The sequence below is a fragment of the Thermoplasmata archaeon genome (assembly GCA_036395115.1).
Lineage (GTDB): Archaea > Thermoplasmatota > Thermoplasmata > RBG-16-68-12 > RBG-16-68-12 > RBG-16-68-12.
The window spans coordinates 20,483-32,988 of the sequence record DASWDU010000039.1; the positions used below are offsets into that span (position 1 = coordinate 20,483).

A 12,506-nucleotide genomic window follows, 5' to 3' on the forward strand; every position below is an offset into this window, starting at 1 on the left:
ACCGTGCGGACTTTATTCCTGCGCGCCTTGCGCAACATCGCGATGGATCCCGCGGCCCGGGCGCGCGTCCTCAAGGAGGCGCTGAAGACTCGTCACGGGGAAGCGTTCGAGAAGGCGCTCGGTCGCGCGGTGCGCCACCTCGGCGGCGACTATGCCCAGTACGCCGCAATCATCGCCGAGGTGCGGGAATATGGCCGTCTACACGGGACCGATCTCCGAGACGCGGCTCACGCACTCGCAAATCAGACGTAGACGTTTGGATTCACACAATACTCCGCGCGTTTTCCCTCCAGCGCCTTGAGCACTTGGTCCGCGATGATCGCTCCCGCGCGCGCCTGCGCCTCCTCCGTCGACGCGCCGAGATGCGGCGAGAACACGACGTGCGGGGCGGTGAGAAGCGGGCTTCCGGTGGGAGGTTCTTTCTCGAAGACGTCGATCGCTGCCCCGGCGATCGTCCCGGACCGGAGCGCATCGGCGAGGGCGTCCTCCCGGACGATTTCCCCCCGGGCACAGTTCACGATGATGGCCGTGCGCTTCATGAGAGCGAGTTCCTCCCGGCCCACGAGGCCTTTCGTCTCGGGCGTCAGGGCCGTGTGGACGCTCACGACATCCGCGTCGCGAAACAACGACTCCTTTTCGACGAGCCGAATCCCCAGGCCGTCCGCGGTCGGTAGGGAGAGATATGGATCGAAGGCGATGACCGTCATCCCGAAGGCGTGGGCGCGCCTCGCAACCTCCCCGCCGATCCGGCCGGAACCGACGAGCCCTAGGACCTTTCCCGAAAGCTCGCGGCCTTCGAGCCCTTTCTTTTCCCACGTCCCTTCCCTCACAGACCGGTCCGCGAGCGGAAGGTGCCGAAGGAGGGAAATCATGTGCCCGATCGCAAGCTCGGCGACGCTCACCGTGCTCGCAGTCGGCGCGTTTACCACGACGATTTTGCGAGCGGTTGCGGTCTCGACGTCGATGTTGTCAATCCCGACGCCCGCCCGACCCACGACCTTCAGATTCGAACCGCGGACGAGGACCTCCGTCGTGACCTTCGTGCGGCCACGGACGATCAGCGCATGGAACGGCGGGATCAGCTGGAGGAGCCGGGAGGCGTCCACCTCCTCGATGTGGACATCGTGGACCCTCTGCAGGAAGGCGAGCGCCTCCGCATCGAGGCCATCCGCGACGAGGATGTTCATGCGGCCGGCCGAACGACACCGCGCGATAAATAGACGTCAGCCCAGGAGCGCGAAGAGAGCCAGTGCGAGAAGGGCGACGAACAGCAGGATACCGACCAGGAGCATCATTCGAGTCATCCGTGGGTCCGATCCGAAGACGATCGGGAAGGGACCGAGGAACACGACGCCACCCCATCGGCGGGTCGGAGCCGGGCCGGACGAGTCCTCCGCGGCAGCACTCGATCCCTCGGGGGCAACGATTTCAACCGGCCGCCCAGGCCAGAACAGGAACGTGGCGAAGAACCCCAGGAACGTGAGCAGGATGCCCGCCAAGGTCAGAGGGCCGCTCCCGGTCACGAGCGGGAAGACGACGACCAGGGACACCGCCGCCTCCCCCCGTGCCACCGCAAGGCCGAGGCAGGCGAGCCCGGCCACGAGCATCACCGGTCCGAGGAGCCGAATCGGCTGCACGATCAATCCGATTCGTGGCGGCCCCTAAAGCTTTGCCGCCGCCGCGCGCATCGTCGAGGCGAACGACCCGAGGGGGATCACATCGAGCTCCCCGGAATGGAACGCCTCGATCGCCTCGGCCGCGGCCTCGGCGGCCTGGATCGTCGAGATGAACGGGATGTTCAAATCGACCGCGAGCCGACGCATCATGTAGCCGTCTCGACGCGCCCCCGTCGAATTGGTGGGCGTGTTGATCACGAGCCGGATCTCACCGCGACGCATCAATCCCAGCGCGTCGGGCGACTGGTTCTCGCTGATCCGGTAGACGGTCGTCGCCTCGACGCCGTGTTCCCGGAGGAACTGCGCCGTGCCGCGCGTCGCGTAGATCCGCAGGCCCTGCTGCACGAGCCGCGAGGCGACTCCCAGGATCGCTGGCTTGTCCTCGTCGCGCACGGTCACGTACACCGCGCCGTCCGTCGGCAGCGGATTTCCCGCGGCGACCATCGCCTTGTAGTACGCCCGGCCGAGCGACCGATCGATCCCCATCACCTCTCCCGTGCTCTTCATCTCGGGGCCGAGGATCGCGTCCACGCCCGGGAGACGCTGGAACGGGAACACGGGCGCCTTGACCGCGACATGGTCGATCTTCGGCTCGCCGACGAGGCCGAGGCTCCGGAGCGAATGGCCGAGCATCACCTTCGTCGCGACTTTCGCCAGGGAGATGCCAATCGCCTTCGAGACGTAGGGGACGGTCCGGCTCGCCCGCGGGTTCGCCTCGAGGACGTATACCGCGGCGTCCTTCACCGCGAGCTGGAGGTTCATGAGCCCGACGACGTCGAGCGCCTTGCAGACTTTCCGCGTGACGGATCGGATGTCCGCCAGGATCGGGTCGGGGAGGGTCTGCGCGGGCAAGACGCACGCCGCGTCGCCCGAGTGGATCCCCGCCTCCTCGATGTGCTCTTGGATCCCACCGATGAGGACGTCCCGACCGTCGGCGACGACGTCCACATCGATCTCCGTCGCGTGCGCGAGGTACCGGTCGACGAGGACCGGATGGTCCTTCGATACGCGCGTCGCGGCCTCCATGAACCGGGCGAGATCGTCCTCCGTGTGCACGATTTCCATCCCGCGTCCTCCGAGGACGTACGAGGGCCGGACGAGGACCGGATACCCGATGCGGCCGGCGAGCTGGCGCACCTCCTCGAAGCTGTAGCCCGAGGCCGCGTCGGGCTGGAGGATCCCAAGGCGGCGCATGAGGGCCGCGAACTTCCGGCGGTCCTCCGCGAGGTCGATCGAGGTCGGCGGCGTGCCGAGGATCCGCGTTCGGGATTTCCGTCGCGCGAGCGCCTTCGCGAGAGGCACGGCCAAGTTGATGGACGTCTGCCCGCCGAACTGGAGGATCACGCCCTCGGGTCGCTCCTCCTCGATGATGTTGAGGACGTCCTCGAGGATCAGCGGCTCGAAGTACAGACGGCTCGAGATATCGAAGTCCGTCGAGACCGTCTCCGGGTTGTTGTTCGCGATGATCGCGGCGATGCCCTCCTCCCGGAGGGCGAAGATCCCCTGGACGCAACAGTAGTCGAACTCGACGCCTTGGCCGATGCGGATCGGGCCGCCGCCCACTATCAAGACCTTACGACCCGCAAGACGACGTGATTCTCCCGAGGGCTCGTACGTCGAATAATAGTAGGGCGTCCGGGCCTCGAACTCGCCGCCGCACGTGTCGACCATCTTGTACGCGACCCGGGGCCTCGCCCGTCGGATCGTTTCGTCCGAGCCCGTCCCGGATGCGGCAATCGCCTCGTCCGCGAACCCGAGGCGCTTCGCCTCCGCCAGGAGCGCCCGGGAGCGGCGAGGGCCGCGGAGGCGGGACTCGAACTCGACGAGGGAACGGATTTTCTCGAGGAAGAACGGGTCCCAGTCCGTCAGCGTTGCGACCTTTCCGAGCGCGATGCCGCGTCGGAACGCCTCCGCGATCGCGAAGAGCCGCTGGTCGGTTGGCTCGCGGAGTTCCCGGAGCAAGGCGTCGTCCGTCCAGGGCAGGGGCTCCAGGCCCACGCGGTCAATCTCGAGAGACCGGACGGCCTTCAGGAGGGATTCCTCGAACGTCCGGCCGATCGCCATCACCTCACCGGTGCTCTTCATCGACGTGCCGATGCGACGGTCGACGGTGGGGAACTTGTCGAACGGCCAGCGGGGGATCTTCGTGACGACGTAGTCGAGGGTCGGCTCGAAAGACGCGAGCGTCTTGCCCGTCACGGGGTTGGGGATCTCGTCGAGGCGGAGCCCGAGCGCGATCTTCGCCGCGATCCGGGCGATCGGGTAGCCCGTGGCCTTCGAGGCGAGGGCGGAGGACCGGGAGACGCGCGGGTTCACCTCGATCACCCGATACTCGCCGGTCTTCGGATGGACAGCGAACTGGATGTTGCATCCTCCCTCGACGCCGAGCGCGCGGATGATCCGCAACGCCGCCGAGCGGAGGGTCTGGTGGTCGACGTCACTCAGGGTCTGTGCCGGCGCGACGACGATCGATTCGCCCGTGTGGATCCCCATCGGATCGAGGTTCTCCATGCTGCAAATCGTGATGCAGTTGTCCGCGGCGTCCCGCATCACCTCGTACTCGAACTCCTTCCACCCGAGGACGGACTCCTCGACGAGGACCTGCTTGATCCGCGAATAGGCGATGCCCATGGCGACGATCGCCTCCAGCTCTTCCGGGGTGCGTGCCACGCCGCTCCCGCTGCCCCCAAGGGTGTAGGCCGCCCGCACGATGACGGGCCACCCGATCTCCTCGACGAACGTCCGAGCGGATTCGACGTCCGACGCCGCGCGGCTCCGCGGAATTGGCTCGCCGATCGAACGCATCAACGCGGCGAACCGCTCGCGGTTCTCCCCGGCGGTAATCGCGTCGAGCTTGGTGCCCAGGAGCTCTACGCCATATCGTGAGAGGACGCCCGCCTCCGCAAGTTCGCTGCACAGGTTCAGGGCGGTCTGGCCGCCCATCCCGCTCAAGATTCCCTGGGGCCGCTCCTTCCCGATGATCTTCTCAAGGAACCCGACGGTTAGCGGTTCGACGTACACGGCGTCCGCCGTGTCCGGGTCCGTCTGGATCGTCGCCGGGTTGCTGTTCACGAGGACGACGCGGACTCCCTCCTCGCGCAGGGAGCGGCACGCTTGGGAGCCGGAGTAGTCGAACTCCGCGGCCTGGCCGATCACGATTGGACCGGAGCCGATGACCATCGCGGTCCTAAGGTCCTCCCGCTTCGGCACTCCAGCGACCCCCCGCGGTCGTCCCTAGGCCCCCTTGAGCGCCGCGACGAACTCCCGGAAGATGTACGCGTTGTCCCACGGACCGGGATGGGCCTCCGGATGGTACTGGACGGAGAAGATCGGCAGGCGCCGGTGGGCCATCCCTTCCACGGTGCCGTCGTTCAGGTTCCGATGGGTCACCTCGAACTCGGACGTTGGCAGCGAGTCCGGATCGACCGCGAAGCCGTGGTTCTGGGAGGTGATGTGGACGCGGCCCGTCTTGAGGTCTTTCACGGGCTGGTTGCCCCCCCGGTGGCCGAACTTCAGCTTGAACGTCCGTCCGCCGAAGGCGAGGGCGAGGAGCTGGTGTCCGAGGCAGATGCCGAGGAGCGGGACGCGGCCGACCAGGTCCTTCGTCGCGGCGACGGTCGTCGCGAGGACGTCCGGATGGGCCGGATCGCCGGGGCCGTTCGAGAGGATCACGCCGTCCGGCTTGAGGGCCAGGATGTCGTCCGCCGTCGCATCGTACGGGACGCGCACGACGTCGGCGTAGCGCTGGGCCTCCCGGAGGATATTCCGCTTGACGCCGCAATCCACGACGACGATCGTACGTTTGCCTGTGCCCGGGTAGCGTCGGACGGTCGGAGAGCTCACCTCGGCGACGAGGTTCCGGGTCTCCGGATGGGGCGTGGCGCGTACGGTTCGCGCGACCTTCGCGCTGTCTTCGGTCGTCGGCACCAGGGCCGCCTTCATCGTCCCCTTGGAACGGATCTTAATCGTCAGGGCGCGCGTGTCGGCGCCTTCGATGGCGGGCGTCTCATGGCCGCGGAGGAAGTCGGCGAGGGACATCGCGCTCTTCGGATGGCTCGGGACCGCGCACGCTTCCTTGACCACGAACCCAGTCGGCTGGATCGACTCGGATTCCATCGCGCCGGGATCGACCCCGTAGTTCCCGATCAGCGGGTAGGTCATCATGAGGATCTGACCGCGGTACGACGGATCCGTGAGGGCTTCGGTGTACCCCGTCATGTTCGTGTTGAAGACGAGTTCGCCGAAGACCGGCCTACGTGCGCCGAAAAAGGCCCCTCGAACCGCCGTTCCGTCCTCGAGGACGAGGGCGCCATCCATTCGCTATACCCCGACCCCATTTTCGATTCGCCATATGAGGGTTTCCCTCGCGGACGACGCGCCGACCGTCACGGCCGTTCGGCGCGCGAGAGGTCGAGCCGATCCAGTCGCTCCACCATCTTGTCCCAATGGCTCCCTTGCCAGTACACGCGGCGGCAGGAAGGACACTGCCAGAATTCGTCGTGGCGGGAGCGCACGCCTTCCGGGACGATGCCTTGCACCGCGCGGACGGACACCGGCACCAAGCGTTCGTTGCAGAGCGAGCACCGCGAGAGCGGGTCGACGAGGCGGAGCGACAACACGGAGGCGACCTCCTCGATCTGCTCCTCGAGGACGTCCGATCGGACCGCCACGCTGCCGGGCACGCGGGCCGCGAGCTCCTTGTCCCGCGTCAGCAGGATCCGGCCTTCCGCGCGCGCCCGCTCGATCAGCGCTCGGTCCGGGCCCGGTTCCGGGTACGACGTGTCGTAGCCCATGAAGCGCAACCACCGGGCCAGGCTTCCGAGCATGTGGTCGCAGAGTAGCTTCACCGCACCACCGAGTACTCGAGCAAGATGCCATCCCCCAGCCCCTCCGACCGGTCGAGCACCAGCCGGATCGATTCCGAGAGCGAGGCGGCGCCCTCGCCGCCGGCGAGGGTCGGGGCGGAGCGCCCGCCGAGCACCAAGCTCCCGACGAAGACCTTGAGCTCGTCCACAAGGCCTCCCCGGAGGAACGACCAGATCACCGTGCTCCCTCCTTCGACCAAGACGGTGCGGATCCCCCGGCCGCCGAGTCGGTCCAGCAGGAGCTGGACGTCCACGGCATCGTTCCCGCATCGGAGGACTTCGGCATGGGCGAACGTCCGAGCGCATCCCTCGGACGTCACGATGAGCGTGGGGGCCCGCCCATCGAGGACGCGGGCGCCATCCGGCGTGCGGCCGTTCGAATCGAGGACGATCCGCAGTGGGAGGTGATCCGCCGCGATATCGCCCTTGACGGTGAGCTTGGGGTCGTCCGCCAGGACCGTCCCCACCCCGACGAGAATCGCGTCGACCCGAGCCCGGAGACGCTGCACCCGTTGCACATCTTCCTCGTTGCTCAGGCGCGCCCGCCCGCCGTCTCGGAAAGCGATCTTCCCATCGACGCTCATCGCCGCGTTGACGATCACGCGAGGCCGCACGACGGGACCGAAGGAGGGGAATCATAACAACTTTGCGGGCGCGAATGGAATCTTCTTTTACCGGGGCCATCTTCCTCCGGCGCGGTGGTACGGACGAAGGCCCATCTCGAGCACGAAGACGACATGCGGTTCCGCGCGAGCGCGGACGGGGGCGCGGAAATCCGCTTCGACGCGGGAGAGGCGGCGACCCGCCGCGGACCGAGCCCGATGCAAGGTGCGCTCCTGTCAGCGATGGCGTGTACCGCGTCGGACGTCGTCGACATCCTTCGGAAGGAGCGCGTCGCGTTCACGTCGCTGGAAATCGAAGCCGATGCAGAGCGGGCGAAAGATCCGCCGCGCGTGTTCACGAAGATCCATCTCCATTACCGGATTCGAGGGAACGGCATCCGAGAGTCCGCGGTCGCGCGAGCGATCGAGCTCTCGTCCGAGAAGTACTGCTCCGTGGGCGTGATGCTCCGGCGGGGGGGCGTCGAGTTCGTCAACACACACGAAATCCTCCCTACCGGATGACGTGTTCTCAGCGCGGGGACTCGTGCCGGGTATCTTTAAGTAACCTATCCGGGATGGACCGCGGCGCCCATGGAAGGCATCCAGATTTACGAGCTGAAACGGATGGACCTTCGCGGTGCGACCGTGATCGACGGGTTCCCGAGTGTGGGACTCGTGAGCTCGATTGTGGCAAACTACCTGATCAACGCCCTCAACCTCACGCAGATCGGGATCATGGACTCGATCTACTTCCCGACCGTCGCCCTCGTCCGAGACGGGCAGCCGATGAACCCCGTCCGGATCTATGCGGGTTCGAAGATCGACGAGCGGGACCAGCTCGTGGTGTTCATCTCCGAATTCCAGCCGCCGCCGAACCTGATCAAGGCGATCGCGGCGACCGTCCTCGACTGGGCGCAGGACGCGCGGTGCAACCTGCTCGTGTGCCCGGAGGGACTGATCGTCGATACGAAGGAGGAGGAAGCGGACCGCTCCGTCGAAGTCTACGGGATCGGGTCGACGGACAAGGCGATGGACATGATCCGCAAGAACAACATCACGGTCTTCGAGGAGGGCGTCATCACGGGGGTCGCCGGGGTCCTCCTGAACGAGGGCCGGAAGCGCGATTTCGACGTGATCACGCTCCTGAGCGAAGCCCATCCGGATTACCCGGACGCTCGCGCGGCCGCGCGGGCAATCGAGGTCATCGACAAGCTGCTCCTGCACACGGAGCTCGATGCGCGCCCGCTCTATGAGGAGGCCGAGCGGATCGAGATGCAGCTCAAGAACATCCACCACCAGACGGAAGTCGCCAAGAAGCCCAGCGAGCCGCCGCGACCGAGCATGTACGGTTAGCGATTGGGCTCGACGGACACCTTTCGCAGGGCGCCCACCGACGCAAATTCGATCTTGCACGGGATGAACTGGGGTAAGAGCCACGCGATGGTCTCGAGGTGGCCGGAGACGTCCCGCACGAGGAAGCGGGAGGGTCCGTCCGCGCGAGCGAGATACGCGAGGAGCTGGTCCGCCGCGTGGACGTCAAGCGTGGCCCCCGACTCCATCTCCGCAACGAGGGCGGTCGCCCCTTCCTCTCCCACCCGCTCGGAGCTCTTGCCCCGTTCCGCGAGCGAGTCCGCGCCAAGGACCGTTGGACCGGCATCGGCACAGAGGACGAGCGCTCCGCCTTGTCCGACGGCCTCGACGCCGTGATACACCCGTTCCTCGATCTTGACGTCGGGCACGACACGGAGCCGCCGCATCGCGGCGCGCTTCATGCGCTTCGGGATATCCTCGGCGAGATTCGAGACGTGCGCGATGCCTCGGACCGACTGGATGACGGGGGGCGAGGTGAGATCGAACGGAGTCCAGATCCGAGTCGGCTCAATCACAACTTCGACCGTGCCGCCCCCGCGCGGGTAGTACCCGCGTCGGAGGACTTCGATTTCGGCGCGTCCGCCGAGCCGCCGCAAGAGCGGCAGGAACACGCGCGCAAAATAGTCGACCGGCGGAGACCATCGAACGTCAGTCCCGCCCAGGATTCGTAGACGGACCGTCTCGGGGGCCGCCGCTGCCACGGGGAGGCATGCCTGCAGGACGAGGGTCACACTCCCCGCCGTACCGACGTCGAACGTGTGGCGGCCGCCGGCCAGGTCTCCGGGCCGAAACGCGATCTCCTTCGATCCCACCGTGAGGCCGTCGATTTCGCCGTTGCAGAGCGTCGCCACCGCCTTCAGCGCCGCGACGTGCTGCGGCGCGAGGCCCGGCGTCGGCCGACCCGCTCGAATCCGCGCGACCCGCACGGGCATAGACTGCGTCGCGCCGAGGGCGACCGCCATTCGGAGGACTTGTCCGCCGCCCTCCCCATGGGCGCCGTCGATCTCGATCATCGCGGCGACGACCTGGACCACCGGCTCCGTGCGACCTTCAGGGCTTCGACGAAGGCGAAGGCCGTGAGGGAGATGAGGATCGTCCGCGCCCAATCCCACGCCGTCAGGGGCTCCGTGCCGAACGGCCCTTGTAGGAATGGCGTATAGATCACCAGGGCCTGCAACGCCATCGACGCGAGGACGGCCACGATGAGCTTCGTGTTCGTGAACAGGCCGATGGACCACAAGGTCTGACGGGGGGACCGCATCGCGAAGACGAGGAAGAGCTCGAAGAACACGATGGTCGTGAAGGCGACCGTCCGGGCCCGAGTGACGTCCGCTCCGTCGTTGAGTTCGAGGAAGAAGATCCCCAAGGTGCCCACCGTGAGGATCCCCGCGACGACGAAGATCAGGAAGAGGATGTCCCGAGACAACACGCCCTCCCTCGGATTGCGAGGCGGCCGATCCATAATGTCGGTCGGATATGGATCCACTCCGAGTGCGAGCGCCGGCAGGCCGTCCGTGACCAAGTTGATCCACAGAAGCTGCACCGGCGCGAAGAACGGCAGGAAGCGGAGGTCCAGCAAGGCGAGGGTCGCGATGAACATGATGAGGACCTCGCCGGCGTTCGCGGACAGCAGATAGGCGACGAACTTGCGGATGTTCTCGTAGATGCCTCGGCCTTCCTCGATCGCCGCGACGATCGACGCGAAGTTGTCGTCCGTCAGGACCATGTCCGCGCTCTCCTTCGCGACGTCCGTCCCCGTGATGCCCATCGCGACCCCGAGGTCCGATCGCTTGAGGGCCGGCGCATCGTTGACGCCATCGCCCGTCATCGCGACGATGTGCCCGGCCTTCTTCCACGCGTCCACGATCCGCATCTTGTGCTCGGGCGACACTCGGGCGTACACGCGAATCCGGTCCACGTCTCGCACGAGCTCCTCGTCGGGAATCCGCTCGAGTTCCTCGCCCGTCAGGGCGCGATCTCCCTCCCGGAGGATCCCCATCTCCCGCGCGACGGCCATCGCCGTGAGCTTGTGGTCCCCCGTGATCATGGCGACGCGGACCCCCGCCTTGTTACACCGCTTGATCGCTTCAATCGCGTCCGCTCGCGGGGCGTCCATCATCCCCGCCAGGCCGAGGAAGGTGAGGTCCGTCTCGAGGTCCTCTTCGTGCAGCGGCGGGACTTCTCCGGAAAATTCGCGGACCGCGAAGCCGAGGACTCGGAACGCGCGCGTGGCCAACTCCTGGTTCCGGAACAGATACTGCTTGCGGTCGTACTCGGTCAGCGGCTTGCGCTCCCCATCGACGAGATGGTATCCGCACGCCGCAAGGATTCGCTCGGGCGCCCCCTTGACGTGTAAGTACGCCCCTGCGCCGCCGAGACTTCGGTGCCGCTCCCCTTCGGGGACCGCGAGCACCTGCTGCAAATCGGGCTCCGACAGATATGCGTGAAGGGTCGACATTTTCTTCCGTTCCGACGTGAAGGCGATCTCCGCGACGCGCGGCATCTCGGACCGGATCGAATCCGGATCGAGGCCGGCGCGGACCGCGGCCACGAGGAGCGCGCCCTCCGTCGGGTCGCCCGCGACGATCCACCGATCCTTGTCCTTCTTCAGTTCCGCATCGTTGCACAACACCCCGCATTCGAGCAATCGGCGGAGATCCGGGTGGGCCGAGAGGGCCGCCTTCTTGCCATCGGCGCGGACGTCCCCGGATGGGTCGAACCCCTCGCCGCGCACTTCGTACTCCCGCGAGCCGGCGACGAGGAGCCGGACGTTCATCTCCCCCTTCGTCAGCGTGCCGGTCTTGTCGGAGCAGATGACGGACGCCGCGCCGAGCGCCTCCACGGCAGGCAGCCTCCGGATTAACGCGTGACGCCGGATCATCCGTTGGAGCCCGAGCGCGAGGCTGATCGTCACGATCGCCGGGAGGCCTTCCGGGATTGCGGCGACCGACAATCCGACGGCCGTGAGGAAGAGCAGCTCGATGTGGTTCACGTCCAGCTCACCGAGTTCGCGGAGCGCCCCGATCAGGAAGATGGAGGCGGCGGCGATCAGAATCGCAATCCCGATCTGCCTGCCGAGCCGGTCGAGCTGTTTCTGGAGCGGCGTCTCTTCTTTCGTCTCCCGTTGCACGAGGCCCGCGATCTTCCCGAGCTCGGTCCCCATCGCGGTCTCGACCACGACGGCCTTGCCGCGTCCCCCGTCGACCGCGGTCCCCATGAACACCATGTTCTTGCGGTCTCCGAGGAACGTGTCCTGGGGCAGCAGGCCCACCGACTTGCTCACCGGCGTGGATTCGCCCGTGAGGGATGCTTCGTTGACGCGGAGGCTCGCGACTTCGAGGAGCCGCGCGTCGGCGGGCACGCGGTCGCCCGCGGCCAAGACCACCACCTCGCCCGGGACCAACTCCCGCGAGGGCACTGCGACGGTCTCTCCTTCTCGGAGGACATGGGCCCTCGGGGCCGCGAGGCTCTTCAACGCCTCAAGAGAACGCTCCGCGCGGTACTCCTGGCGGAATCCGAGGATGGCGTTCATGATCACGATCGCGATGATGAGTACCGCGTCGTAGAGGTCCGAGGTCTCGTCTTGCAGAAGCCCGAGGACCGCGGAAATGACCGCGGCGATGATCAGAACGACCACGAGGACGTCCGTGAACTGGCTCACGAGAATACGGAGCGGACTGATCCGTGCCGTCTGAACGAGCTCGTTAGGTCCGACGCGTGCGAGCCGCTCGGCGGCCTCGTGGCTCGTGAGACCGAGGGGGGAGGCGTCCAACCGCTGGAGGACGGCTTCCGCCCCGAGGGCGTGCCAGTCGTCCGCCATCGCGCGCGGAACATTCGCACTCGTAATAAACCTCTTCTCGGACAACCCTCAGACCACATCGAGTCGTCCGACCCCGTCGCCTTGACAGCAGCTATTAGTAGCCTGGGCCCGATCCGGCGGTCGGGATGGGAACTTCGGTTCTCGGGCGACGGACGTCAGCGTGGACGCTCGC

General features: G+C 66.8%; 11 protein-coding genes. 3 read left to right on the top strand and 8 right to left on the bottom strand.

What is annotated here, in order from left to right; all coding sequences use genetic code 11:
• Positions 1-3 precede the first annotated feature (3 nt).
• Positions 4-252 carry a hypothetical protein gene (locus VF992_09760; GenBank protein ID HEX9341432.1) on the top strand — a complete coding sequence of 83 codons (249 nt, stop codon included), beginning with the start codon at positions 4-6 and terminating at the stop codon, positions 250-252.
• On the opposite strand, the gene VF992_09765 is transcribed toward VF992_09760, so the two are convergent.
• From VF992_09765 to VF992_09790, 6 genes are all read right to left on the bottom strand, one after another.
• Positions 243-1,187 (bottom strand): hydroxyacid dehydrogenase, encoded by a 945-nt coding sequence (locus VF992_09765; protein ID HEX9341433.1) that lies wholly within the window; start codon positions 1,185-1,187, stop codon positions 243-245. The two genes, VF992_09760 and VF992_09765, sit on opposite strands and share 10 nt — an antisense overlap.
• A gap of 36 nt (positions 1,188-1,223) precedes the next feature.
• Positions 1,224-1,637 carry a DUF131 domain-containing protein gene (locus VF992_09770; protein ID HEX9341434.1) on the bottom strand — a complete coding sequence of 138 codons (414 nt, stop codon included), beginning with the start codon at positions 1,635-1,637 and terminating at the stop codon, positions 1,224-1,226.
• 24 nt (positions 1,638-1,661) lie between these two features.
• On the bottom strand, positions 1,662-4,886 hold the full coding sequence (gene carB / locus VF992_09775) for a carbamoyl-phosphate synthase large subunit (GenBank protein ID HEX9341435.1): 3,225 nt from the start codon (positions 4,884-4,886) through the stop codon (positions 1,662-1,664).
• A 24-nt stretch (positions 4,887-4,910) separates the two neighbouring features.
• Entirely contained in the window at positions 4,911-5,993 is a 1,083-nt protein-coding gene (carA, locus tag VF992_09780) for a glutamine-hydrolyzing carbamoyl-phosphate synthase small subunit (GenBank protein ID HEX9341436.1), read from the bottom strand.
• Between the two features lie 68 nt (positions 5,994-6,061).
• Entirely contained in the window at positions 6,062-6,523 is a 462-nt protein-coding gene (locus VF992_09785; GenBank protein ID HEX9341437.1) for a Mut7-C RNAse domain-containing protein, read from the bottom strand.
• Positions 6,520-7,155: a 2,5-diamino-6-(ribosylamino)-4(3H)-pyrimidinone 5'-phosphate reductase gene (locus tag VF992_09790; GenBank protein HEX9341438.1), complete on the bottom strand. Its 636-nt coding sequence runs from the start codon at positions 7,153-7,155 to the stop codon at positions 6,520-6,522. The genes VF992_09785 and VF992_09790 overlap by 4 nt, the downstream gene beginning before the upstream one ends.
• Positions 7,156-7,239: 84 nt before the next feature.
• On the opposite strand from VF992_09790, the gene VF992_09795 reads away from it, so the two are divergent.
• Together VF992_09795 and VF992_09800 are read left to right on the top strand one after the other, a co-directional pair.
• Positions 7,240-7,665: an OsmC family protein gene (locus VF992_09795; protein HEX9341439.1), complete on the top strand. Its 426-nt coding sequence runs from the start codon at positions 7,240-7,242 to the stop codon at positions 7,663-7,665.
• A 69-nt stretch (positions 7,666-7,734) separates the two neighbouring features.
• Entirely contained in the window at positions 7,735-8,496 is a 762-nt protein-coding gene (locus tag VF992_09800) for a PAC2 family protein (GenBank protein HEX9341440.1), read from the top strand.
• Here the strand turns inward: VF992_09800 and rtcA are convergent.
• Together rtcA and VF992_09810 are read right to left on the bottom strand one after the other, a co-directional pair.
• The gene (gene rtcA / locus VF992_09805) at positions 8,493-9,548 is read right to left on the bottom strand and encodes an RNA 3'-terminal phosphate cyclase (GenBank protein HEX9341441.1); all 1,056 of its coding nucleotides are present in this window, start codon (positions 9,546-9,548) and stop codon (positions 8,493-8,495) included. The two genes, VF992_09800 and rtcA, sit on opposite strands and share 4 nt — an antisense overlap.
• Positions 9,524-12,334 (bottom strand): HAD-IC family P-type ATPase, encoded by a 2,811-nt coding sequence (locus tag VF992_09810; GenBank protein HEX9341442.1) that lies wholly within the window; start codon positions 12,332-12,334, stop codon positions 9,524-9,526. Before VF992_09810 ends, rtcA begins: the two co-directional genes overlap by 25 nt.
• Positions 12,335-12,506: the final 172 nt, after the last annotated feature.

Coding starts and splice junctions, on each gene's coding strand:
- carA (HEX9341436.1), bottom strand. CDS start 5,993: ATGGATGGCGCCCTCGTCCTCGAGGACGGAACGGCGGTTCGAGGGGCC.
- VF992_09810 (HEX9341442.1), bottom strand. CDS start 12,334: ATGGCGGACGACTGGCACGCCCTCGGGGCGGAAGCCGTCCTCCAGCGG.
- VF992_09800 (HEX9341440.1), top strand. CDS start 7,735: ATGGAAGGCATCCAGATTTACGAGCTGAAACGGATGGACCTTCGCGGT.
- VF992_09765 (HEX9341433.1), bottom strand. CDS start 1,187: ATGAACATCCTCGTCGCGGATGGCCTCGATGCGGAGGCGCTCGCCTTC.